Annotated in this window: 17 protein-coding genes; 9 read left to right on the top strand and 8 right to left on the bottom strand. The window is 68.3% G+C overall.

Annotated elements, in window-relative coordinates:
- Positions 1 to 2: 2 nt before the first annotated feature.
- From MKK70_RS04345 to bcsN, 4 genes are all read left to right on the top strand, one after another.
- Positions 3 to 2597: a cellulose biosynthesis cyclic di-GMP-binding regulatory protein BcsB gene (locus MKK70_RS04345; protein WP_243945987.1), complete on the top strand. Its 2595-nt coding sequence runs from the start codon at positions 3 to 5 to the stop codon at positions 2595 to 2597.
- A complete protein-coding gene (locus MKK70_RS04340; protein ID WP_147727198.1) occupies positions 2594 to 3724 on the top strand; it encodes a glycosyl hydrolase family 8 in 1131 nt (376 codons plus the stop codon). The genes MKK70_RS04345 and MKK70_RS04340 overlap by 4 nt, the downstream gene beginning before the upstream one ends.
- Positions 3709 to 5649 carry a hypothetical protein gene (locus tag MKK70_RS04335; RefSeq protein ID WP_243945985.1) on the top strand — a complete coding sequence of 647 codons (1941 nt, stop codon included), beginning with the start codon at positions 3709 to 3711 and terminating at the stop codon, positions 5647 to 5649. Before MKK70_RS04340 ends, MKK70_RS04335 begins: the two co-directional genes overlap by 16 nt.
- 161 nt (positions 5650 to 5810) lie before the next feature.
- A complete protein-coding gene (bcsN, locus tag MKK70_RS04330) occupies positions 5811 to 6656 on the top strand; it encodes a cellulose biosynthesis protein BcsN (RefSeq protein ID WP_147858484.1) in 846 nt (281 codons plus the stop codon).
- A 61-nt stretch (positions 6657 to 6717) separates the two neighbouring features.
- Here bcsN and MKK70_RS04325 read toward each other — a convergent pair whose 3' ends face one another.
- On the bottom strand, positions 6718 to 6996 hold the full coding sequence (locus MKK70_RS04325; protein ID WP_243945983.1) for a hypothetical protein: 279 nt from the start codon (positions 6994 to 6996) through the stop codon (positions 6718 to 6720).
- Between the two features lie 1117 nt (positions 6997 to 8113).
- On the opposite strand from MKK70_RS04325, the gene MKK70_RS04320 reads away from it, so the two are divergent.
- Positions 8114 to 8440 carry a DUF6894 family protein gene (locus MKK70_RS04320; protein WP_243938700.1) on the top strand — a complete coding sequence of 109 codons (327 nt, stop codon included), beginning with the start codon at positions 8114 to 8116 and terminating at the stop codon, positions 8438 to 8440.
- A gap of 227 nt (positions 8441 to 8667) precedes the next feature.
- Here the strand turns inward: MKK70_RS04320 and MKK70_RS30795 are convergent, their stop codons facing one another.
- Positions 8668 to 10098 (bottom strand): lipopolysaccharide biosynthesis protein, encoded by a 1431-nt coding sequence (locus MKK70_RS30795; RefSeq protein ID WP_243945981.1) that lies wholly within the window; start codon positions 10096 to 10098, stop codon positions 8668 to 8670.
- A gap of 489 nt (positions 10099 to 10587) precedes the next feature.
- On the opposite strand from MKK70_RS30795, the gene MKK70_RS04310 reads away from it, so the two are divergent.
- Positions 10588 to 11589 (top strand): NAD-dependent epimerase/dehydratase family protein, encoded by a 1002-nt coding sequence (locus MKK70_RS04310; RefSeq protein WP_147858481.1) that lies wholly within the window; start codon positions 10588 to 10590, stop codon positions 11587 to 11589.
- Between the two features lie 132 nt (positions 11590 to 11721).
- A complete protein-coding gene (locus MKK70_RS04305; RefSeq protein WP_243945979.1) occupies positions 11722 to 13218 on the top strand; it encodes an exopolysaccharide biosynthesis polyprenyl glycosylphosphotransferase in 1497 nt (498 codons plus the stop codon).
- An 18-nt stretch (positions 13219 to 13236) separates the two neighbouring features.
- Here MKK70_RS04305 and MKK70_RS04300 read toward each other — a convergent pair whose 3' ends face one another.
- A complete protein-coding gene (locus MKK70_RS04300) occupies positions 13237 to 14034 on the bottom strand; it encodes a response regulator transcription factor (protein WP_210246700.1) in 798 nt (265 codons plus the stop codon).
- 457 nt (positions 14035 to 14491) lie between these two features.
- Here MKK70_RS04300 and MKK70_RS04295 point away from each other — a divergent pair, with 457 nt between their 5' ends.
- Positions 14492 to 15337: a LuxR C-terminal-related transcriptional regulator gene (locus MKK70_RS04295; protein ID WP_147858479.1), complete on the top strand. Its 846-nt coding sequence runs from the start codon at positions 14492 to 14494 to the stop codon at positions 15335 to 15337.
- 11 nt (positions 15338 to 15348) lie between these two features.
- Here MKK70_RS04295 and MKK70_RS04290 read toward each other — a convergent pair whose 3' ends face one another.
- From MKK70_RS04290 to MKK70_RS04280, 3 genes are all read right to left on the bottom strand, one after another.
- Positions 15349 to 16791 (bottom strand): HlyD family type I secretion periplasmic adaptor subunit, encoded by a 1443-nt coding sequence (locus tag MKK70_RS04290; protein WP_243945976.1) that lies wholly within the window; start codon positions 16789 to 16791, stop codon positions 15349 to 15351.
- Complete coding sequence (locus tag MKK70_RS04285; RefSeq protein WP_243945974.1) at positions 16788 to 18677, bottom strand: type I secretion system permease/ATPase; 1890 nt, start codon at positions 18675 to 18677, stop codon at positions 16788 to 16790. Before MKK70_RS04285 ends, MKK70_RS04290 begins: the two co-directional genes overlap by 4 nt.
- Before the next feature lie 178 nt (positions 18678 to 18855).
- Positions 18856 to 20907, bottom strand: coding sequence for a right-handed parallel beta-helix repeat-containing protein (locus MKK70_RS04280; protein WP_243945973.1), 2052 nt, complete (start codon positions 20905 to 20907; stop codon positions 18856 to 18858).
- 322 nt (positions 20908 to 21229) lie between these two features.
- Between MKK70_RS04280 and MKK70_RS04275 the strand changes: the two genes are divergently transcribed.
- The gene (locus tag MKK70_RS04275) at positions 21230 to 22318 is read left to right on the top strand and encodes an AraC family transcriptional regulator (protein ID WP_147840778.1); all 1089 of its coding nucleotides are present in this window, start codon (positions 21230 to 21232) and stop codon (positions 22316 to 22318) included.
- Positions 22319 to 22491: 173 nt separating this feature from the next.
- Here the strand turns inward: MKK70_RS04275 and MKK70_RS04270 are convergent, their stop codons facing one another.
- Complete coding sequence (locus tag MKK70_RS04270) at positions 22492 to 23844, bottom strand: UDP-glucose dehydrogenase family protein (RefSeq protein ID WP_147858475.1); 1353 nt, start codon at positions 23842 to 23844, stop codon at positions 22492 to 22494.
- A gap of 320 nt (positions 23845 to 24164) precedes the next feature.
- A partial coding sequence (locus MKK70_RS04265; RefSeq protein WP_243945971.1) for a cupin domain-containing protein occupies positions 24165 to 24951 on the bottom strand: 787 nt, incomplete at its 5' end.

Genomic DNA, 24951 nt, shown 5'->3' with positions numbered 1-24951 from the left:
ACATGGCTCAGATTGATCTCCCCTCCGCCCGTGCGATCGCAGCGCGTTCGCTCCGCGGCCTCCGGGCCGCGATGGTGCTGGCGACCGGCCTGCTCCTGGCCCCCTGCGCCGGGGCGCAGAGCTTCCTCGGTCGCGGGGCTCCGCACGCCCTGACGATTCCCGGAGCGGACGAGGCGGCACGCCCCCCGCGCCGGGCCGAGGGCCCGTCGCCGGACGGCCCGGAGGCCGGGACGCCGGTCCCCGTGTCGCAGGCCGCCGTATCGCTGCCCCAGCGCCCGCTTCCCGCGACCGGCGAGAGCCTGCGGCTCAGCGGCGAGGAGGACGCCTTGCAATGGCCGGTCTACGTCACGGCCGAGCAGGCACGCGAGCGGCTGCGGCTTCGCGTCGGCTACCTCGCCGCCATCTCGGTGGTCCCGGAAGCCTCGTTCCTGACCGCGGCGGTCAACGACGTCGTCCTCGGCCGTACGCCGATCAAGGCGCCCGGTGCCGTCAAGGTGATCGAGTTCGACATCCCCGCGGGCGTGCTCAAGGCCGGGTACAATGCGATCGCGATCTCGGCGGTCCAGCGTCACCGTGTGGATTGCTCGCTGGCCGCAACCTACGAGTTGTGGACCCAAATCGACCCGTCCTGGACCGGTCTCGTGATGCCGGCGGGCGTCGAAACCGTGCGGTCCCTGCGCGACCTGCCCGCGGTGGCACCGGATGCGCGCGGCCTCGTGCCGCTGCGTGTGGTGCTCCGGAGCAAGCCGGGGTTCTCGACCTTCGAGAAGATCATCGCCCTGGTGCAGCGCGTCGCCCTCGCGGGCCGCTACGCCCACGTCTCCGTCGAGTTCGGGGCACCGCTCCAGGGGCCTGCGGGCCTCAACCTGGTCATCGGCTCGGCCGACGAATTGCGGGATCTGCCCGGCATCGATGCGGCCCAAGCCGCGACGGGGCAGGCGCTCGTCTTCCTCCCGGCCAACGCGGAGCGGGGTGCGACCCTGATCGTGCCCGGAAGCGGAGCGGCCGAGATCGAATCCGCCGGTGGGGTGCTCACCGCCTCCGCCTCGCGCGTCGCCGAAGGCAGCCCGCAGGGCCTGCGCCAGCTCGCGCTCGCCCGCGGCTTGGAGCTCGGCGGCGGCACCACGGTGCCCCTGTCCCGCTTCGGCGTGCAGAATCGCGAGTTCTCCGGGCGATTGTTCCGGACGGGCTTCGACGTGACCCTCCCCGTCGACTTCATCCCGGCCGACTACGGCAAGGCCATCCTGTCGATGGCGGGCGGCTATGCGGCCGGCCTCGAGACCGGCGCGCAGGTCATCGTCGACGTCAACGGGCGCAACGTCGCGAGCGACACGCTCCCCCGCGCCGAGGGCGAGGTCTTCCGCAGCTTGGCGATGCCGCTGCCGCTCGGCCGCTGGCGACCCGGCCGGAACCGTATCGAGATCACGGCGCGGCTGCCGTCGCGGGCCGACCGGACCTGCGAGGACAGCGGGGTCGAGGCGAAGCGCTTCCTGTTCCTCAACGACACGACGTTGACGCTTCCCCCCCTCGCGCGCGCGCTGCGCCTGCCGGAACTCGCGGCGACCGCCAGCGGTGGATTGCCCTACCTTCGGACCACGCAACGGCCGCGGCTGGTGGTGCCGACGCCGGACCGCGAATCGATGTCGGCCGCCGCCACCATCGCGGTCCGTCTCGCGCTCGCCGCAGGTCGCCCCATCGACTTCGAGATCGGAAACGAGAACGCGCTTCTGCGCAGGGCGCCGACGGTGGTCGTGGCGCCGGCCCGCGCCCTCGATCCGGAGGTGCTGCGCGCGGTCGGGCTCGACCCCGAGCAGATCCGGCGGATCTGGGAGACGCGGGCGACGGCGCTGCCGGCGCCCGCCCAGCCCGATGCGACCCCGGGCCTCAGCCTCGACCGTCTCCGCAACGACGTGCCGCCGGCCTGCGCCCTGCCGGCGTCCGCCTCGCGGACCGCTCTCGTGATGCCGCGCCGCGCCCGGGACGCGGACAGCGACGGCGAGACCCGCGATCTCGTCTCGTCCTGGAGCACCGCGGTGCGCAACCGCGACTCCGTCGGCGACATGCTGTCGAACGCGACGGGCAGGCTCGGCAGCGCGGCAACCGAGACCATGGCCGCGGCGACGGGGTGGCTCACGGATCAGGTGCGCGAGGATCCGGTGACGATCGGCATCGGAGCATCCCTCGTCGTCGGCCAGGGCATGGCGGGCCACGATCCGGACACGGCGATCACCGTCTTCACCGCACCCAACGGTACCGCCCTTCAAGCCTCCGCCATCTGCCTGAGCGCTCCCGTCGTGTGGAACCAGCTCGAGGGACGCGTCGCCGCCCTCGACGCCAACGACGGTGCCCTGACCACCTTCGCCGCGCGCCAGGGCCAGATCGTGGAGACCGTTCCGCGGACCTTCGAGAACACGCGCCTCGTGCTGGCGGGGTGGTTCTCGACCAATCCCAACACCTTCGTCCTCACCCTGCTCGCGGCGGCCGTCCTTCTCGGCCTCAGCACGCAGGCGATGCTCCGCGGAGTCGGCCGCAGGAGCCAGCCGATCCCCGACGCGCGGCGGGACGCCGACGGGGACGACCGGGAGGCCGACCGATGAGCCCCTTGCGCCGGCGCCTCGCCGCCCTTCTCCTGGTTCCTCTCCTCGCGCTGCCGGCGGCTGCGCAGGCGCCCGCGCCGCCGGACGGCGTCGGTGAGGCATCGTCCCGCCCGGCTGGACCGCCGACGATGTTCAATGCGATCGGCGATATCGGTGCCTGGCGCAGCTACCGGAGCCGCTTCGTCACGCCCGAGGGCCGCGTGGTCGATACCGGCAACGGCCGCATCAGCCACAGCGAGGGCCAGGGCTACGGCATGCTGCTGGCCGTCGCGGCCGGAGACCGCGACGCCTTCCAGCGCATCTGGGGCTGGACCCGAGCCAACCTGATGGTCCGTCCCGACGCGCTGCTCGCCTGGCGCTGGGAGCCGGACAAGCGGCCGGGCGTGGCCGACGTCAACGATGCCACCGATGGCGACATCCTCGTCGCCTGGGCCCTGGCCGAGGCCGCCGAGGCCTGGTCGGACGAGGGGTACCGCCTCGCGGGCCGCCGCATCGCCGTCGACGTCGCGCGGCGCACCGTCCTGTTCAAGGCGGAAGGCGGGCCCCTGCTTCTGCCGGCCATCGCCGGCTTCTCGGCCGAGGACCGGGCGGACGGCCCGGTCGTGAACCTGTCGTACTGGGTGTTCCCGGCCTTTCCGCGGCTCGCCGCGCTCGCGCCGGAGTTCGATTGGGCACGCCTGAATACCGCCGGGCTCGACCTGATGACGCGCGCCCGCTTCGGCACGTCGAGGCTGCCGACCGAATGGATCGCGATGCGCGGCGGCGTGCCGAAGCCGGCGGAGGGCTTTCCGGCGACCTTCTCCTACAACGCGGTCCGTGTGCCGCTCTATCTCGCGATGGCGGGATACGAAGACCGAAAGGCCTACGAACCCTTCGTGAAGCTCTGGTCCGCATCCGGTTCCGCGGGCATGCCGATCCTCGACATCAACAGCGACCAGACGGTGGGCCAGCTTCAGGAGCCCGGCTACGCGGCCGTGGCCGCCCTGGCCGCCTGCGCCGGGACCGGTGCCGCGCTGCCGCCGAGCTTCGCCGAGCCGGCCGTCTCCGAAAACTACTACCCCGCCACCCTCCATCTCCTGGCGCTCGCCGCCGCCAACACGAGGTATCGCTCATGTCTCGGGCGCTGAGACGAGGCGGCGCAGCCCTGTCGCTGCTGGCGGGCCTGAGCCTCGATGTGGCGGGAACGGCGACCCAGGCGCGGGCACAGGGCGCGCCGGACGCGGCGAGCACCGTCCTGCGCGACGACCGGCGCGCGCCGGTGATCCTCGGCGCGACCAGCGCACCGTCGTCGGAGATCGTCGACGAGAGTGGGCTTCGCTACTACGCCGCGCAGCGCCAGAACGAGCGGGTGCAGACCGAGATCGCCCGCCTGCGGCGGCGCTATCCCAACTGGACCGTGCCGACCGACCTCGACACGCTGAAGCCGAGCCCCCCGGAGGAGGCTCCGCTCTGGGACCTCTTCACCGCGGGACGGGTCAACGAGGTGCGCGCGGCGATCGCCGCGCGGCAGGCGGCCGATCCCGAATGGCGTCCCTCGGACGACCTCGCGCGCAAGCTCAACCGCGGGACCCTGCGCAGCGAGGTCAAGGCCGCTGAGGCGAAGGGTGATTGGGACCGGATCCGCGCCCGCGTCGACGCCGCACCGGACACGCTGCGCAACCTCGACATCGACATCGCCTGGACCGTCGCCGAGGCCTACGCGCGCACCGGCTACACGGCCCAGGCCGTCAACGCCTACCGCACCATCCTGATTGGTCAAACCGACACCGCCCTGCGGCTCGCCACCATCCAGAAGGCGATGGCCAACCTGCCGATGGCACAGGTCGAGCCGCTGCTCGCCATGGGCCATTCCGCCGCCGACGGGAGCAGCGAGTTCCAGGCGATTCGCCCCGACGTCACGCGGGCACGGATCGCGGCCGTGCTGCACGAGGAGCCGGCCGGGAAGATCGAACCGGCGGACCTCGCTGCGCTGAGCGACGCCGTGCGGAAGGCGGCGGACCCCGCCGAGCTCAGCCTGCTCGGATGGTATGCCTATCACCGCCGCCAGTTCCGCGAGGCGCTCGACTGGTTCAAGGCCGCCATCGCCCGCGGGGGCGATGCGCGGATCGCGACCGGCCTCGCCCTCTCGCTTCGCGAGCTGGGGCAGGAGCGCGAAGCCGAGGAAGTCGCCTATGCGTGGCGCGGCCCGTCCGTGACCAACGCGGCGCTCTACCTCGACATGATGGGACGCCGGCTGACACGGCCACCGGTCGCGGCCGTCGATCCCGCGCGCCTCGACCGCTTCGCCAAGCTCGTTCTGATGACGACCTCCGGCGAGGGTGCGCAGGCGTTGGGCTGGTACGCCTACAACGCTTGCCAGTTCGAGGCCGCCGCGGACTGGTTCCAGCGTGCGAGCGCGTGGAAGCCCCAGGAAGCCGCCGTTCTGGGCTACGCGCTCACCCTGAGCCGCCTGAAGAAGACCCGCGAGTTCCTCGAGGTGGTGAACCGCTACGATGGCCTGTTCCCAACCGTGGTGGATCTGGTCTTGCCGGCGCCCGACGCCCAAGCATCGGGACCCTGCGACCCCGTCCGCGACCCGCCGGCCGCGCGGGCAGCCGCCGCCGCTCAGGTTCGCGTCCCCAAGCCGGTCCCGGCGGCGGTCCTCGGCCGGGCGTTGCCCGTGCGGCGCGGCGAGTTTCCCTTGCCCGTCGCCGCCGAGAATCCGTTCCGCTTCCCCGAGCCGTCCGAACGTGGCCGCGAAGCGGACTTTCTGCGCGACGCCAAGGCGCTACAACCTTTGATTGCTCGTCGCGTGCCCGGTGTCCCGGCGATGCCCTACGAACGCTACGGCTTCACCCTGCTGCCGGCCTGGAACGGCATGGACCGTCCGACATCGCAGGCTGCGCTGCCGCTGCCGCCCGCCGGCACGCTGGCCCATGCGGATGCCCCGAACCTGACGCAGGGGGACCCATCCCGCACCGCCGAGGCGCACGACGGCGATCGGTTCGGTCCCTTCGACGCCGCGTCCGACAGATCTCGCACCGATTCGCGCAGCACGGGACTGGACCGATGATCCCGTTCTTATTCCCCGGTGTCGGCCGGCCTCTGCGCCGCTCCGGCAGCATCCTGCTGTTGACCGGTCTTCTGGCGGCCTGCAACACCGCGCAGGAGGCGCGCGGGCGGGTCGCGTTCGTCGCGACGGCCTACGCCTCCGGCGAAGGATCGCCCCAGCGCGTGCCGCTCGTGTCGCTCCCCGATGCCGGGTCGGCCGTTCTCGTCGACGAGTCCCGCGGCCGTGGCGCCCTGCATCAGAAGATCGTCTTCGGCCGCGATGGCAGCAGCCGGGCCGACCTGAGCTTGGGGACCGCCGGCTCGGGCATTTCCGGCATGGCCAAGCCGACGCGGCTCGGAATCGCCGCCGAACTCGCCCAGCTGCCCGACGGGCCGTACCGCGTGTCGCGTGAGCCGGCGCGCAACGCCTATGGCCCGGTGGGCGTCGCGCTGAACGGGCGCTGCGCGTTCGCGTGGCAATGGATCGAGGACCTGCACGGCATCGGATTGGGCGACACGTCGGAGATGCCGGGCCGCATCTCCGCGTCGCTCAGGGTCCATCATTGCAGCCGCGGCTCGTCCGAATCCCTGATCCGCGACTTGTCCCGCCTGCGCCTGGGCGCGGCTCTTCCCGAACGGCTCGCCCGGGCGCCGCGACGCGCACGCCCAGCACGGGCGCCGGAGAAGGTGCAGGTTTCCAGCACGCCGGACCCCGTCGCCACGATGACGCCGCCCGCGGTCGCCCGCCCGCTCGTCACCGTCAATGGCAGCCGGACCCTCGTGAGCATCCCGCCGGATCGGGGCACCGCGGACTATGCTGTCGATTCCGGTCGCCCGGTGGTGCCGAGGCCGGGCGCTGCCGGATCCGAGGCGCTCGATCAGCCGCGCTACCTCACCGATCCTGCGCCGGCACGCCCATCCTCGAGCGCCCCGGCGACGCAACCGCCCCCCAGTCGACGCGACGCCCTGTCGACGGACCTTCCGGCGCAAGCCTATCGCGGGCCGACCCCCCCGCCGTTCGGTTGGTGAGGCCACCGACCACGCTCTCGAGGAAGACGAGGGCGGCCGAAACCGATTCCGGCCCGAAACGTCAGTATCCGATTCGGGCGACATCGACAGGAAATCCCTGCCGTGTCGTCCGTGTCCGATAGCAGATGTAGCCGTAGGGACCGTACCATCGGCTGCCGTTCCAGCACGAACGCTGCAGCGGTCGCAGGTCGATGATGCCCGGCTCCGGCCAGCCTGCCGAGGCGTAGATCGGGGCGGGCCGCGCGACAGGCTGATCGATCGGCTGTGCGCTCACCGCGGATCCGAACAGCGGCGTCAGGCAAAGGATCGATAGGGCGCGTCTCATGTTGCTTGCATCCATCGTGGATGGTCCTTCGCCTGAGATTTTCTCGTCAACGCTCGGCGCCCATGGATGTTCGACGTCGGTTGCATCGGCAAACTAGCGGTTCCGTCTGCGCGATCGATGTTCCCGACAGACTCGGAAGCTGAAAACTCATTCGTGGTCGCGCGGCGAGGGCGGGGCGAGCGGATGGCACGGAGCCGCTTGGTTCGGCTGGTCGGAGGATGAGCTCGGGCGAAGGCGAAGGGTGGCTCGGCGACGCATGCGGACGGACGGTGTGGCGACGCTTCCGCCATTGCCCCATCACGGAAACCGACCTCCTCGCGCGTGCAGGACAGCACGGTGTGAGCCGTCCTCCCGCGTTCCGCTGTTCGGGCTCGAGCCATGCGGTCGCTCTATGCGAAAGGCCGAAGCTCGAGGCGGGGAGGGATGTTGAGCGTCACCGCGACTGTGACGCCGGGCGCGATCTCGCTTCAGGTTTGCCGGGTCACGTCGGGACCGGAGGAGTTCGCGAGCGGATCACGCTCGCGATCGGCGATGTGAAGCCCTTTCCGATCGCGCTGAGTCGCGCCGGGCGCCCACGTCCCGGTGAGGGCCACCCGTGCTTTCCCGCCTGCGTGGCGGACGAGGTCGACGCGTCGCCTCGGCAGAGTACCCCGGTCCGCGAGCCATGGCCGGTCTTCTCGATCGGCCCGGAAAAGCCCGCCGATCCGGTCGAGCGGTACTCCCAAAGCCCAACTCCATCGCTTCCGCGTTCTGCGGTAAGTATTGCGCGTCGTACCAGAGTGGTCCTCTGTCTAGCTCATCGCGTTCGACAAATCAGAATTCATGCCTCCGGCGCGCGCGGAAGCCGTCTCTCCCTATTTGGTCGGGTCCGTTCGAATGCGATACTCAACGAGCCTGCGAAGCACGGCCCGAACGTGCTCTCGAACCTGTCTGCATCTGATGTCGTCGGCCTCTGACCGAGGCCCATCCTGCGGTGCGGCTTCAGTGGGCACGATTTTCACGTCCTCATATGGAGACAGGTCGCGACGACTACGGCCTAAGCCGTTCGGCGCAGGCAACAATAGATACGCTAACTTGCGGGCAAAAATTTCATCAAAATACGTAGGCCGCTGTCGGATGCGCGCTTGTGCAAATGCGGATGGCGACATGGTTAAGCCGTCCTGATGCGCAACGCGGCAAAGTCGGCTGTTTACGACTCGGTAACGAGCCTGGGGCCAAAAAATTTGAAACTCGGGAGGTCGGTTTGCCGCAACGCTTTCGCTTCGATCTTGAGAGCAGCCACATCGCGATCCGGGACGAAGCCGGCGTGGAAGCCGACAGCCTCGATCAGGCGATCGAGCAGGCGGAGGCTGGGATCGAGGAGATGCGGGCGAGCGGTGAGATGCCGCCTTCCAGCGAGACCTGGGAGCTGGTGATCCGCGACGAGGACGGCGTTGAGCTGAAGCGTCTCCCCGTCTGACCCTTGCCGACGGATAGGAAGCGCCGATCCTCGCTTGCTGCGGTGCCTGCGGACGAGAGAAGGCGTCCCGCCGGGAAGGGCGTCCCCCGCCGGCACCAATGCAACACCGCGTCGGCGAGCGGCGGGGTTGCCAAAGAGCGCCGGACACGGTGCCGGTCGCGGCAAGCGTCAAGTTCGCAACCGCCCATGGGGCGGCTCGGCCGGCTTCGGCAGGGGCCCGTGTCTCGTCAGATGACCTGTCCGACACGGTCCTCGAGGAGCATCCTCTTCAGGATCATGTGGCTGGCGACCAGGCGCGCGATTGCCGAGATCAGCGTCGCCGCGGCCGCACCCATCACGCCGTAGAGGATGATCAGCGGGAGGCCGACGACGATCGATATCGCCACGCCGATGCCGTTGATCACGACAGCGGTTCGCGGGGCATCGATCCCGTGCAGGAACGAGCACACCGCCTCGGTCGCGTAACCCGCCATGAACGCCAGGACGAGCACCCTCACAGGGCCGGTGAGGTCGAGATAGGGTGAGCCGGCACCGTAGAACGCCGACAGGATGAGCCGCGGCTCGATCAGCGCGTTGCAGTACAAGGCGAAGATGACGGGCGCACCCAGGAGGGCGCAGTTGCGTGCCGCGTTCCAGGCGCTGGATCTCCCGGACAGGTGCGCCCGCGCCGCGAGTTGCGGGATCAGGTTGAGCAGCGCGAACAGGACCGGGTTTGCGACGTTCAGGACGTTGAGCGCCGCCTGATACGACGCCGTCGAGCCGGCACCGTAGGCGAGGGCGAGCGTCCAGCTCAAGATCTGAAAGCGCGTGATGCCGAGCACGTTGCTGGTGAGCGAATACCGCCCGATCTGCCAGAAATCCTGCCAGGTCCCGGCGAGCCCCGCTGCATTCGGCATGGTCAACCGCGCTTGGCGCGCCTGAACGCAAGCCGCGACGGCCGACGTCAGCGCCATCACCCAGAAGATCGCGGACATGGACAGGGATTCGACGTACCAGAACAGCGATACGACCACCAAGGTTTGGCCGAGGTAGCTGATCGCGTCACCGAGGATGGCGTCTCGAAACCGCAATTCGGCGAACAGGGCGCGGCGGCAATACTCCTGGAACTGCCAGCACAGGAAGTAGGCGATGGCGGCCAGGGCCAGGTCCGCACGTCCGTTGGCGAGGTTCACGACCGCGAGGCCGATGCAGAGCGGGATGCTGAGCGGTACGAGGATCAACAAGCTCGTATGGATCAGCGCCCTGCTCTTGTCCGGGAGCGCGACGCTGCATCTGACGGTCATCGGATAAAAGACCAGCGTCGTGTTCACGACCTGCAACAGGAACAGCACGCCGAACAGGATCGAAACGTGCCCATACTCCGATGGTGGAAGATGGCGCGCGAGCATGATGTTGAGGACGAAGGTCCCCAAGCTGACGATCGCCTGATCGATCAGAGGATATCCGGCACCGGTCGAGCGCGCCTTGATCCAGGTCGTCTCGATCCTCGATCGCCATGTCTGCCTCGAAAGCCCGGTGTGAAGCGCTGAAGTATCGCCGACGGCGGAGGCGGACGGATCGGATGCTGGCGGCATGGCTGGAACCCGTGCGGGACGCGGTGACCGGCGTCCTGTCGGCTCGACGTCTCCGTCGAACGGTCTGGCACGATGCCGCGTCACGACCCCCGCGACCGAGGTCCGGGGCGGCTCGAACCGAGGTCGGCGTCGTGATGTCTTCGAACGACGATGATGATCGACAGGCAGGAACGCGTCCGTTCATGCTGGGAGCTCGAGCACGGACGGAGCAGCGGCGACACGCGACGGGAGCGATCGACACTCCCTGCCGATACTGTATCGCAGCGTCCAAGCAGCAAGAAGCGTTCGCTTCGTACTAGCCCTCCTGGCTACTGCGCCCTGGTCCACCTCGGACTTCCGAACCATGCCCGCAGCCATGCTGCGATGATGTCGCCGCACGCGGGTGTCGTCCGGCGACGCGCGGACCCGATGAATCATGAAAACCGTCCATAGCAAGCCAAGCAACGCGGTGCGGATCTTCGCTTGCCGTACCAGCATTCCAGGACGGCGAGAGGGAGTAATACCTGTTAGAGATGGATGTTGACGTATCGTTAAACATACTCTTCGGCGTTGCATTCGCTGGGAGAAGAGACAATGTCGAGCCGACGCGTGCTTGTGACCGGGGCCGGAGGATTCATCGGGCACCATCTGGTGACGTTCTTGAAAGCGAAGGGCTATTGGGTTCGCGGCGTCGACATCAAGATGCCCGAATACGAGACGTCGCAAGCCGACGAATTCGAGGTCCGCGACTTGCGGGATCCCGACGCCTGCCGAGCCGCGGTCAAGGGCATCCACGACGTCTACCACCTCGCCGCCGACATGGGCGGCATCGGCTACATCACCTCGTCCCACGCGGGCATCACGCTGAACAACACCAAGATCAACGTCGGCATGATCGACGCCGCTCGTGACTTCGGCGTCGAAAGATTCCTCTTCTCGTCGTCGGCCTGCATCTACCCGCAGTACCTGCAGCTTCAGCCCGATGTGACCCCGCTCAAGGAAGCCGACGCGTTTCCTGCCGATCCCGAGGAGGGCTACGGGCTTGAGAAGCTGTACATGGAGAAGATGTGCCAATATTTCACCGAGGACTATGGTTTCGCGACGCGCGTTGTCCGCTTCCACAACGTCTACGGACCGCTCGGCACCTATGACGGCGGACGCGAGAAGGCGCCGGCCGCGATCTGCCGCAAGGTGGCGCTCAGCCAGGACGGCGGTGAGATCGAAATCTGGGGCGACGGCCTCCAGACCCGGTCGTTCATGCATGTCGACGATTGTGTCGAGGGCATCTACCGGATCATGGGATCCGGTTACGACAAGCCCCTCAATCTCGGAACCGACGAGCTGATCTCGGTCGACGGGCTCGTCGATCTCGTCTCGTCGATCGCCGGGAAGCGGCTGTCCAAGCGTCACGACACGTCGCGCCCGCAGGGCGTGCGCGGCCGCAACAGCGACAACAGCCTGCTCCGGGAGGTCCTCGGCTGGGAGCCTCGCATCCTCCTCGCGGAGGGGCTCGTCCCGACCTACCGCTGGATCTCCGGCGAGCTCGAAGCTCAGAGCAGCCTGCAGGCCCCGATCCCGGCGGTCGCCGCCGAGTAGCGAGGAACGCGCGTGGGCATCGATCCCGATGCCCACGCGGCCACGCCGCATCGGCATGCGCCGTGGACCGGGCGAGCCGCCCGGTTCGTCGCGCTGCCGTCGATCCCCTCTCCGAGACCGAGATCGCGCTCAATGGCCACGACACTCCCGACGTCCGACCTCAAATCCGCCGCCGCCTCGCCCCTCGTCACGCTGCGGGGAAGCGGCCGACCTCTGCGCAGGACCGACGCGCTGGCGCGCTGCCTCGGCGTGGCGCTCGCTCTCGTGTCCGCGGACGCCGCGGCGGCGGCCATGGCCGTGGCCGGCGGCATGCTTCTGACACGGCAGAGCATCTTCGCCGATGCCGCCGGCATCTCGGACGTGATCGTTCTCCCGATCCTCGCCTGCGCGATCTTCGCCCTGTCGGGGCTCTACGGCGGGTACGGCCCGAGCCCTGCCGAGCGCCTTCGCCTGCGGACCTACAGCGTGCTCGCGCTGGCTCTGAGTTCCCTGGTCTTCCTGAGCGGATACGGCCTCACCGCAGGGTCCGCGATGAGCCTGACCGTGACGACGCTGCTCCTGGTCACCCTGGGCTTCTACGCGGAGGTCGCCGTCCGAGGCTTCCTGATCCGGAAGGGGGTTTGGGGGGCGCGGACCGTGATCGTCGGCACCGACGCGTGCGCTACCGGCTTGGCAACGACGCTGCTGGCGCAGCCGGAGCTCGGCTTCAACCCGATCGGCTTCCTCGTCGATGGCGCCCGGAGAACCGACGCGACGCAGGCCGGGCAGGCCGTCGCCCTCCTGCCGATCCTGGGCGCGATCGAGGAGGTGCAGAACCGATCGTCCGTCGAGGTCGCGATCTTCTGCTCCTCCGCCGATTTCGCGGCGAGCGACATGGCGCAAACCGGCCCGCTGCCGTTCCCGCGGGTCGTCGTGGCCCAGCAATCGCAGGATCTCCAAAGCCTGTGGATGCAGACCAGGCTGCTCGGCAGCACCTTCGGGTTCGAGATCCGCCGGGATCTCTACAGGCCGCGCAATCTCGGCCTGAAGCGCCTGGCGGATCTGGTCCTGACCTGGCCGCTCATCGTTCTGATCGCACCGGTCGTCGCTCTCCTCGCGCTGCTGATCAAGTGGGCCGATCCGGGGCCCGCCTTCTACGTGCAGCAGCGGGTCGGACGAAACGGCAGGCCGATCGGCGTGCTCAAGCTTCGCAGCATGTACGTCGATGCCGAGCAGCGACTGAAGGACCATCTCGCTGCCGACCCGCAGGCCGAGAGCGAGTGGCTGCGGTTCTTCAAGCTGAGGCACGATCCGAGGATCCTGCCCTGGATCGGCCAGTTCATTCGGCGGGCGAGCCTCGACGAGCTGCCGCAATTCTGGAACGTCATACGGGGCGAGCTCAGCCTCGTCGGGCCGCGGCCGTTTCCTTCGTACCACACCGACGGTTTCGATCGCCGCTTCCAGGCTTTGCGGCGCAGCGTCCCGCCGGGCCTCACGGGGCTCTGGCAGGTGTCGTCGCGCAGTGACGGCGACCTGGCCGTGCAGCAGAGCCAGGATACGTTCTACATCCGCAACTGGTCGATCTGGCTCGACTTCTACATCCTGCTCGCCACGGTGCCGGCGATGATCGCCGGGTCGGGTGCCCGCTGAAGCGGGCGCCTTTCTCTCTCAGTGAGCGTCGGCGAGCGACGGGTCGGGCTTGGCACCGACCCGTTCGGCCTGCTCGGGGCGGGAAGCGTGGCCCAGGGCCCAGATCGCCGCCTGGGTCCGGTTCTGCACGTTGATCTTGCGCAGAATGCTCTTCACGTGAATCTTCACCGTCGACTCCGCGATGCCGAACTGCCGGGCGATGTGCTTGTTGGAGATGCCGTCCGTGAGGCATCTGAGAATGTCCGCTTCCCTGCCGGACAGGAACAGGCGCTGTTCCGTCGGCGCCGCCTTCAGGGGCTTGGGCTCGTACGGCGTGCGACGCGACGCCAAGTACTTGGCGAAGTTGATCGACAGGACGCCACCGTCGCCGAAGACGACATCCAGTGCCGTGATCAACGCGGAAGGGCTGATGCCGGCGCTCAGGAAGGCGTGCGCCGGGATGCTCATCGCGTCCGCATAGCGATCGGGATCGTTCTCATCCACTAGCACGACGATACGCGCCGCCGAATTTCTGGACCGCAACGCCGAAACGATCTCCGCCAGCTCGGTGCCGTGTGCTGCATCCGTGAAGATGATAAGCTTCGGGCTGGTATCCTGCAGATGATTCGAGCAATCGAGGTGTGGTAATTGAATGATGTTCCGATATTGATGATCTTCGAGAATTCTACGCAGTCCTTCGCTGTAAAATCCTGACGGTCCGATGATCAGCGTCGCTATCGACCGGCTTGGATGCTGGTCGGTGATCTTGAGCCTGCGCTGTGCCGACGCAGCTGCTGGCGCTCTGATTCGGCTGAGTCGTAGCCCTTCGGACATCATCGCCTCGCGAATTTGAAAGACCGGGCATCTATAAAGAAAGAGAATGGAAATCCTGGAGGATAAGTCAATTCTAAAATGGAGCCACCGAGATCCGATTAGGGCTCTACATCGCGGATGAGAAAACAGTTGTCGCAATTTTTGCATGCCCCGAAGAGCGAGGGCCGAGCATCGGGCACAACGTTTGCGGCGGAAATGTAACTTATGATGGTCGCCCCGGGCGCCCCAACTAGTGTTTCGACAACAGTTACGAACCTCCTCGATTCGCAGGATCGAACGCTCGGCACAGGACGTGCTCGGGATCGCACACGGATCGACATCGGCATCCGGATGCCGCCGCCTGCGCTGCATGGCGCATAGTACTTTGGGAGGACCAAGCTGGCCTTTTGAGACATATGGAGAAGGACCGATTTGATTATATTCGACGGTCACATGTCAAAACTGTCTTAGGCAGGCTCTCATGGCTGTAGAGAAGCGTAAAAGCGCGCGGTCCTCCGTGCCGCGGCCGGTGAATCGCCGTCGGACGGACGAGATCGTCGAGACGGCCCTGGTCGAGCCGAACAGCCTGTTTCGAGAGGGGATGGAACACATCCTGGCTCGAACGCGATTGCAGGTCGTCGCCAAGACCGACACGCTCACCGCTCTGCTGGCATCCTCGACCGGGCACAAGGCGCCGCGCCTGGCCATCCTGGCGATGGAGGGAGTGGACGCGCCCTCGACCGCGACCATCGGCGCGCTGAAGGCCCGGTATCCGGATTGCCGTATCGTGTGCCTGATCCAGGGCGATCATTCGGATGCGAGCGTCGACCTGCTGAAATCCGGCGCCGACGGCGTCCTGTTGCGGTCGATCGGCGCCGACGCCTTCGTCAGATCGCTCGAGCTGGTGATGCTGGGAGAGCGCGTGCTTCCCGCGGCCGCCCTGTCCGCGGCCTGTTCCGGCGAGTGTCGAGAGGCGACGCCCGCTCATGCGCCTCTTCCGGACGGCGATCAGCCCGGCAAGCCGGAGCAGGCGCCGCGCTACTGCAATCTGTCTTCTCGGGAACTCGCCATTCTCCGATGCCTCGTCCAGGGCGAGTCCAACAAAATCATCGCCCAAAACCTCGACATCGCCGAAGCCACGGTCAAGGTTCACGTCAAGGCCATTCTTCGCAAGACCCACGTTCAGAACAGGACCCAGGCCGCCATCTGGGCCCTCAACCATCTCGCCGACTGCGAGCCCTCCGATCTCGAAGGGGCGGCGAATGGCAGCCACGGCCAGGTCGCGCCGGTTCTTCTGCCCGGCGATGGGTCTATCCGCGTAGCCTAGGCCGGGCGCGCTCAGTTCTCGCGCCAAGCCTTGGCGACCTGATCCGCGAGCGGTTTCGTCAGGAAGGAGATGACGGTGCGCTCCGTCGTCTTGATGAAGCTCTCGACCGGCATGCCCGGGCGCAGCTTCGCCTTCCCGAGCCGCCTGCTCTCCTCTTCGCCGATCGCGATCCGGGCGGTGTAAACGTTCATGCCCGACTTGGCGTCCTTCGTCACATCGGGCGAAAGCCGGTCGACGACGCCGTTGATCTCGGGGGTGGTGCGCTGGTCGAAGGCGGTGAATCGGAGCACGGTCTGCTGTCCGACATGGACGTGGTCGATGTCCTCCGGGCGGATCTTCACGTCGACGGCGAGCGCGTCGGCTTGCGGCACGATCAGCATCGCCGGCTCGCTCGGCGTGACGAGGCCGCCGATGGTGTGCACGCTCATCTGGTGGACGATGCCGTCCTGCGGCGCGCGCAGATCGATGTGACGCAGCGCGTCCTCGGCGACGACTCGCTTTTCCACGTACTCGGAGGTCTTGGCACGGATATCGGCGAGTTCCTTTGCGACCTCGGCGCGCATATCCTGGTCGATCTGGAGGATCTGCAGCTCCGTCTCGCTGATCTTGCCCTTCGCCTGCGCGATCGCCGCCAGGAGCTGGCCGCGCTCGCCGTCGAGGCGGGTCGCCTCGCGCTCCAGCGCCGTCACCCGCGAGACGGGGATCAGGTTCTTCTGGCGAAGCTCGCGCAATCCCCGAAGCTCGTTCTGGATCAGCGCGATCTCACCCTCCTTCGCCCGAGACTGGTCGTTCAGGCCCGTGATCTCGTGGTTGAGCTGGGCGACCCGCTCGTTGAGCTGTGCTTTCTGGCCGCCGCGGGTCGCGCGCCGGATGGTGAAGAAGGCGGTTTCTCCGGCGATCAGGTTCGCCACCGTCGGGTCGGTCTTCGCGCGCTCGAGGAACTCGGCCGGGAAGATCAGCCCGTCGGCGCCGCGCTGTTCCGCCTCGTCGCGCGCACGGCGCGCCGTCGTCTCGTCGAGCGACTTGACGACGATGTCGAGGTTGGCCCGGATCTGGGTGTCGTCGAGGCGCACCAGCACCTGCCCGGATCGCACGCGATCGCCCTCGCGGACGTTCAATGCGCCGACGACCCCGCCCACCGGGTGCTGGACCTTCTTCACCTCCGATTCGACGACGACCTGCCCGGGCGCGATCACCGCGCCCGAGAACGACGTCAGGCAGGCCCAACCACCGATGCCGAACACGAGGATCCCGGACAGGATCGCGGCGGCTCGCAGCTGACGCAGCAGCGAATCGTAGCTCGGGCTTCCATGGGCGCCCGGCGCCGGGACGAAAACCTCGGCCAGGGCGCGCAGGCGTCCGGCCGCCGTCCCGATGCCGGCGCGCGCACGGGACAGCGCGAGGCGAAGGCGCGGCTCGAGCGAGCGGGCTAGGCCTGGGACAGTCCGAATCATGCGCGGAACCGTTGCTGTGCGGCGGCGAAGGCCGGCCTCGGCGCGTCGGCCCGGGCGGGCACCTTCGCCGGCGGAGCGGTCGTCGGGACGGCGGTCGGGCGAAGGAGCCGGCCGAGAACCTCGTCGCGTGGACCGAACTCGGCGATGCGCCCGTCCGCGAGAGCGAGAATGAGATCGACGGTCGCCAGCACGTTGGGACGGTGCGCGACGACGATCGAGATGCCGCCGCGCGCGCGAACCCCGTGCAATGCAGCCGCGAGCGCGGTCTCGCCGGCCACGTCGAGATTGGCATTGGGCTCATCGAGCACGACGAGGAACGGGTTGCCGTAGAGCGCCCGCGCCAGGCCGACCCTCTGGCGCTGGCCCGCCGACAGGCGGACGCCGCGCTCGCCGATCGGGCCGTCGTAGCCGCCCGGCATCTGCACGATGGTGTCGTGGAAGCCGGCGGCCTGCGCCGCTTCGATCACGGCGTCCGCCGACGCGTTCGGGTCGAACCGGGCGATGTTCTCGGCGATGGTCCCCTCGAAGAGCTCGACTTCCTGCGGCAGGTAGCCGATGTGGCGCCCGAGCGCCGAATTCGACCACTGGTCGAGGGAGGCGCCATCGATGCGGACGCTGCCCCTGACCGGCGACCAGACGCCGACGATCGCCCTCGCCAGCGAGGACTTGCCGGACGCGCTCGGCCCGACGATGCCGAGCGAGGTGCCCGCCTCCAGGTCGAGGCTGATGTCGGACAGGACCAGCCGCTGGATCTGAGGGGGCGTGACGCTGACGGCCTGCAGGCTCAAGGTCCGGTGCGGCGCCGGCAGCTGCAGCGGCGTCGGCATCACGGGCAAAGCGGTCAGGAGCACGTCGAGCCGGCGCCAGCTCTGCCGGGCCGCGACGAAGCTGCGCCAGTTCGCGATCGCCAGTTCCGCCGGCGCCAGCGCCCGCGAAACCAGGATCGAGCTCGCGATGATGATGCCCGAGGAGGCTTCGCCCGAGATGACGAGGCAGGCGCCGAGCGCCAGCACGCCGGATTGGAGCGCGAGCCGGAAGACCTTGGATGCGGAGCCGAGGCCGGTGGCGATGTCGGCGACGACCTGCTGCGCGTCGAGGAAGCGGCGGTTGGCGCCGGACCAGCGCCGGATGAAGGTGTCGCGCATGCCCATGGCGGCGAGCACTTCGGCGTTGCGCTGCCCGGCTTGGGCCAGGCTGCCGCGGCTGGCCGCGTGTTCCGTCGCCCGTTGCATCGGCCGCCGGATCAGGCGGTCCGTGACGATGGTCAGGGCCACCAGCACGCCGGCTCCCGACAGGGCGGCGAGGCCGATCAGCGGATGGAACAGGAAGCAGATCAGGAGGTAGAGCGGCATCCAGGGGAGGTCGAACAATGCCCCCGGGGCCGGGCCGCTGAGGAAGCTGCGCAGGGCATCGAGATCGCGCACCGGCAGCAGCCCGTCGTCGGGCATGCGCCCGACCAGCGGCGCCCGGATGGTGGTCTCGAAGACGCGGACGCCGAGCGACTCGTCCAGCATGGCGCCGACGCGAACCAGCGCACGCGCGCGCAACACCTCCAAGGCCCCCTGGAACACGAACAGGGTCAGCGCCAGCAGGCACAGACCCACCAGCGTCGCGATGCTGCGGCTCGGAATCACCCGATCGTAGACCTCGAGCATGAAGAACGATCCGGTCAGGCACAGGATGTTCACGAGGCCGCTGATCACGGCAAGCCCGACCAGGGCGCGGCGGGCAACGACGATCGCGGAGGCGATCTCGGAGCCCCCGGCCGGCAGCCGGGACGCCGCGCGGGGATGTGCAGGCTGCGGTTTCACGAACACCACATCACCGTCCTTGCAGTCGATGGAGGAGGATTTCGGGTATGCGGGACCGGCGGCGTCAGCTGCCATCGCCCCGCGGATCGGAGCGATCCTGATGCCGGGTGCGCTGTGCGCCGCCCGTCGCCGTGCCCCTCTGCCCGAGCGGAGCGAGAGGGCGGTCAGGCGTTTGGTCGCTGGAAATGCAGCGCGCGTCGCCGGGGAGGGCCGATCCGATGACCGGCCCCCCGTCGTGTTCGTCTCGACGGCGTCAGCCCCAATGGCCGCCCGCAGAGGCGTGGTGGAAGTGGTCGATCGGCGTCGCGGTCTCGGCCCCGGCGTGATTCGCCCAGTGCTGCTCGGCCAGTCCGGCGTAGTGCTGCAGCGCGTTGCCGGCCACGGCCTGCCAATCGACATGGCCGTCCAGGCGAGCCGAGATGGCGCTGGCGACGGACGGGTCGACGCCATGGTCGGCCAGCAGATCGGCCCAGGACGGGTGCGCGTCGCTGGATGCCGAGACGGGGCTCGTCGGCGTCGCGCCGCCGCCCCGTGCCTCCGTGCCCCCATGGCAGTGCGCCAAGCCACGACCGGGGTCGTGCTGGTCGGTGTGCGGCGCACTCCCCGTCGCGGATGTTTCGTCCGGGGCCGCCGGGACGGGGGGCGTCCCATCGCCGATCCCCGCGCCGGGCTGCGCGGTCACGGGCGCCGGAGCCGTGGAGCCGGTCTGCTCGGGAGCCGCCGGCTGCGCGGTCGCCGGCGACGCTGGCTCCGTCGCGACGGGGGTGGAGACGACGGGCGTCGAGGCCGGATCGGCGGATCCCGCATGCTCCGGTGCCGCCGGGGCGGTGGTCGCGGGCAGGGCGGGGTCGGCCGCGACGGGAGGCGTCTGGGATCCCGGCTCGCTTGGTGCCGGCGTCTCGGGGGCGGGCGTGAACCCGACGGGCACGGTCTGCGCCACCGGGATCTGCGTCGAGATCGTCGCACCGGCATCCTCGCCGGCGGTCGTTTGGAAGCCGCTGAAATCGTAGCCGGTGTTCACCCAGGAGAAGTGCTGCCCCGAGGGGTCGGCGTAGTGGTACGCGTTGTTGGCGAAGCTGTTTCCGCCGTTGCGCAATCCGGCCTCGTCGAAGTCGGCGACCGAGCCGGAGACGCCGGCGCCCGGCGTGCCGTCGACGATCACGTTGTCATGGACCGCGTTGCCGGTGGTGGTGTGCGGGCCGTACGCGCCCGATCCGCGGTCCTGCTGAATCAAGGTGATTCCGTTGCCGCCGGTCGTCGCGTCGACATGGTTGCCGTAGACCTCGACGTTCTTCGAGTTCTGGATCTGGATCTGACCGTCCCACAGCCAGGGCGCCGTCGGGCTGCCGTTCCCCGTCACGACGTTGTTGCGGATCGTGGCGTCGTAGCTGATCTCGTGGCTGATGCCGCCGGCGAGATTGTTGACGACGGTATTGCCGTCGTAGAGTGTGTGGATATTGTCGATATCGGTCCAGAGGCCGTAGCCGTTGTTGTCGTGGGCATAATTACCCAAGACCTGGAGGTTGGTCGTCTGGGCGAACTTGCTGCCGCCGCCCTCGAAGCCGGGATCGATGCCGGCGAAATATCCGTTGTGGCCGATCTCGTTGCCTTGGACGAGAATGTCGGTGCCATTCGCGCCGAGACCCATCTGGCCGTTGTCGTGGATGTTGTTGCCGACGATCTTGCCGTCCGTTCCAACGTAGGCACCGAGGGCGTAGTTCAGCCGGATCTCGTTGTTTTGGACCACCCATCCCTGGGCCGACGGGTCCCATCCCACGGCCGCGTGCTGCACCGGCGGGTCGTACTTCTCGATGACCAGGTTCTCGACGGTCACGCCCTTGGCTCCGCCCGCGAAGGCGAACGGGCTCACGCCGGCCTCGACCTTGTGGCCGGCGGGATCGTCCTGGAAGTAGATCTTGTCGGCGGCGTAGTCGAAGTAGAACTTGCCCGGCGCGACCTTGCCGAGCGAATCGACGGGCGAGAGCGGTTTGTCGTCGATGAAGAACGTCTCGGGATAGCCCGCACGCTCGGCACCGGGAATGCCCTTGTCGGTCGAAAGACGCATGCCCTCCTGGGTCTGGTCGCTCGCGACCCAATTCGCGCCTTCCTTGGTGAAATCCGTGATCTGATGCGAACCGTTGAGAATCGCACCTTCCTGACCGATGAAGTGGTCGTTGTCCTTCGGCGTGACCGACTGCATGCGATGCTCGCCGGCCTCGATCCAGAAGGTCGATCCCGCAGGCGCGGAGTCGACGACGGATTGGATGTCCACGCCGACCGGCACCACGATGGCGCCTGCAGGCATGCTGGTAGAAGTAATCCCAAAGGTCTGTGACGCCACTATTGCGCTCCCGATCAGCTGAGGGTTCTCGTTGACGTGCAGGCCGAGCGACGTCTAAGTTTCTCTCAATACTGAGAGAAACCGTATTGCGTTCGCGGTTGCGCGGACGCTCGATGTAGCCGGCTTGACCATTGGATACGCCCGCCATGGACTCGCTGTCTTGTCTTTTCGCGCCAGATATTTGCGACGTCGCGCCTCGGCGATCTCGAGCGATCCCGGCCACGAACTTTTCGTCGGCTGCATCCGCTCTCGTTCCTCTCGTGAACCCGATCCGTGAAGCGGTCGCATGACGGACCTCGGCGCAGCGCTGCCACAAGATCCGTCCCTGAGCAGCACGGCCGTCGCGCTCGCGGTCGAACGGCTCGTCCTGGCCGGGTTGGAGCCCGATCCGCTGCTTCGTCAGGCCGGCCTCGTCGGCGCGGATGCGGACATGCCGGTGCGCGGCGACGCGGCCGAGAAGCAGGGCGTCTTTCTCGATACTGCGGCCGACGTGCTCCAGGACCGGTCGCTCGGCCTGCACATCGCCCAGGATTACGAGCTGCGCCGGTTGGGCCTGTTCTTCTACCTGATGGCGTCGTCGGAAACGGTCGGCGAGGCGCTGAGCTGCTTCGAGCGCTACGTGCGCACGCAGGATGCCGGGCTCGACGCCTCGTATCGCCAATCCGACGTCGCCCTCACGGTGGCCGTGCGCCCCCTCGACGTCGGCTTGGCCCCCAGCCGGCATCTTTCGGAATTCCTGATGCTCTCGCTCTATCGACTGGTGACGTCGTTCACGCCGGCGACGCCGCTCGGCGTGAGCTTCGTCCACGTCCATCCCGAGACCGCCGAAGACACCGAGACCTCGTTCGCCGCACCGGTCGACTTCGGCGCATCGGAGAACCGGATCGCATTCGCGGTCGACATCGCGAATGCGCGCCTGCCGAGCTTCGACCCCTACCTCCACGGGTCGCTCGTCCGTCAGTTCGAGCATGCGGCCGAGGCGGCGCAGGCGGAGCCGAAGTTCCTCTGGTCCGACGTCAAGAAGGCGATGGCGCCGAGGCTCTCGAACCGGACGGCGACCATGGCCGACATTGGGCGCGACCTCGGGATGAGCACCCGCACGCTGTCGCGCCGGCTTCGCGAGGAGGGCAAGACCTTCAGCGGGGTCCTGGACGAGCTGCGGGCCGAGCTCGCCAACTACTACATCCGGATCAAGGGTTTGCCGATCACGGAGATCGCGTGGCTGCTGGGTTATCGCGAGGCGAGCGCGGTCGTCGTCGCGTTTCGGCGCTGGACCGGCCTGTCGCCGACCGAGCTGCGGCGACGGAACGAGGCCATGACGATGGTGCGCAGCGCAGCGGCTCCGGACGAGAACGCGAGCGGGCCATCGCACTGACGGCCGCGTAGCTGCGCCGTTCGCACAGCCTCCGGTCCGTTAATTCGGAAGAACAATCGGGCTCGTCTCGGGGCGCCGGAACAACGGAAGGGATGGTTGCCCGCTCGGTCACGACGAGGAACGACCGGACGTGAGACGCCCCGGTCGCGTGACGCGCGACCGGGGCCGTGCCGTCACCCCGCAAGCGCCAGCGGGACCACGCGATCCGGCTTGCCGGCGTCGGCATCGCCCTTCCCGACGCCGACGTAGCGGAAGCCCGCCTTCTCGACCCGCTCGGGGCCGTAGACGTTCCGCAGGTCGACGAGGATGGGCCGGGCCATCGCGCCGCGGAGGCGATCGAGATCGAGCGCACGGAACACGTCCCATTCGGTGACGATCACGACGGCATCCGCATCGACCACGCAATCGTACGCGTCGAGGCAGTACGAGACGTTGGCGATCATCGCGCGGGCCTGATCCATTCCTTCGGGATCGTAGGCACGGATCCGCGCGCCGGCATCCTGCAGCGCCGTGATGATCGAGATCGCCGGCGATTCGCGCATGTCGTCGGTATTCGGCTTGAAGGTCAGCCCCAGGATCGCGATCGTCCGCCCGCGCACGCCGCTGCAGGCCGCGATGACCTTTCGGGCGATGATGCGCTTGCGATGATCGTTCGAGGCGGCCGCGGTCTCGACGATGCGCATGGGCGCCCCGTGCGCCTGCGCCATGGCGATCATCGCCTGGGTGTCCTTCGGGAAGCAGGAGCCGCCGAAGCCGGGCCCGGCATGCAGGAACTTGGCGCCGATCCTCTTGTCGAGGCCGATGCCGTGCGCGACGTCCTGGACATCTGCGCCGGCCTGCTCGCAGAGGTCCGCGACCTCGTTGATGAAGGCGATCTTCGTGGCGAGGAAGGCATTGGCCGCGTACTTCGTCATCTCCGAGCTGCGCCGGCCCATGAACAGGATCGGAGCCTTGTTGAGGAACAGCGGCCGGTAGAGCTCCTCCATCACCGCCCGCGCGCGCTCGTCTTCGGCGCCGACGACGATACGGTCCGGCCGCTTGAAATCGTTGATCGCCGCCCCCTCCCGCAGGAACTCCGGATTCGAGACGACGGCGAAATCGAGCTGCGGCCGCAGCTCCCGGACGATGCGCTCGACCTCGTCGCCGGTCCCGACCGGCACGGTCGACTTCACCACGATGACGGCGTAGCCGCTCAGCGCCACGGCGACTTCCCGGACGGCATCGAAGACGAAACTCAGATCGGCTTGGCCGTCCCTGGCGCGCGCCGGCGTTCCGACCGCGATGAAGACCACCTCGGCCGATGCCACCGCCGTCGCGAGATCCGTCGAGAAGCTCAGGCGCTCGTCCGCGAGATTGCTGGCGACCATGCCGTCCAGATGCGGCTCGTAGATCGGCAGGACGGCGCGTCTCAGAGCGGAGATCTTGTCGGCGTCGCGATCGACGCAGACGACGGTGTGTCCGAAATCCGCGAAACATGCGCCCGAGACGAGACCGACATATCCTGATCCAATGACGGCGACGCGCATCGTACCGACTCCTCTCGTGAGGTTACCCAGGCCAACGCCACGTCGGCGGCGTCGAAGACGACAAGTGAAAGAATGATGTCCGCAAATATCGTCGGACGACAGGGCGGGTATCGGTCTATTTGGAACAAGCCGATCACTCCAGCGGGCAAATAGCGTGTAGCTCTTTTGGAGATAAGACCGTGCTCGTTGCTGGTGATGCGGCGTGGTTCGACACGGGCGGTCGGAAAGGGTGGCACGGGCTCGCAGCCCGATCGCGAGCGTGGTGCGGTCGTCGCCGCTCCGCTGGCGGCGTCACGCAGCCGAGACGTACGGCGATATCGCTACCGCCCGTAGACATCCTCGACGCGGACGATGTCGTCCTCGCCGGTGTAGGAGCCGACCTGGACCTCGATCAGCTCGAGCGGGATCTTGCCGGGGTTGGTCAGGCGGTGCAGCGCGCCGATCGGCAGGTACACCCCTTCGTTCTCATGCACGAGGATGATCTGCTCGTTCAGCGTGACCTCGGCCGTGCCCTTGACGACCACCCAGTGCTCGGCGCGGTGGAAATGCTTCTGCAGCAAGAGCCGTCCGCCGACCTTCACCATGATGCGCTTGACCTGGAAGCGCTCGCCGATGTCGATGCGCTGGTACCAGCCCCAGGGCCGGTACATCCGCCGGTGCGCGTCGGCCTCCGGGTGGGCCTTCTTGCGCAGGCCGGCGACCAGTTCCTTGACCCGGCCCGACTGCGCCTTCGAGGCGACCAGCACGGCGTCGGGGGTCGCCACCACCACCACGTCGTCGAGGCCGACCACCGTGGTCAGCCCCTCGCCCTCGCTGTGCCCCAGGCTGTTCGAGGTGCCGGCGAGCTCGTCCCGGCCCCGCAAGGCGTTGCCCTGCTCATCGCGGTCGAGCACCTGCCCGACCGCGTCCCAGGTGCCGAGGTCCGACCACGGGAACGACACCGGCAGCACGCCGGCGCGCGTCGTGCGCTCCAGCACCGCGTAGTCGATCGAGATCTTGGGAGCCTCGGCGAAGGCGGCTGCGTCGAGGCGGACGAAGTCGAGATCGGTGGTGGCCGCATCCACGGCCGGCCGGGCGGCGCCGATCACCTCGGGCACGTGCGCCTCG

Origin of the sequence: Methylobacterium sp. E-041 (assembly GCF_022829665.1) — a bacterium.
In the GTDB taxonomy this organism is placed as follows: Bacteria; Pseudomonadota; Alphaproteobacteria; order Rhizobiales; family Beijerinckiaceae; genus Methylobacterium.
This window is presented reverse-complemented; position numbering and strand designations above follow the sequence as displayed.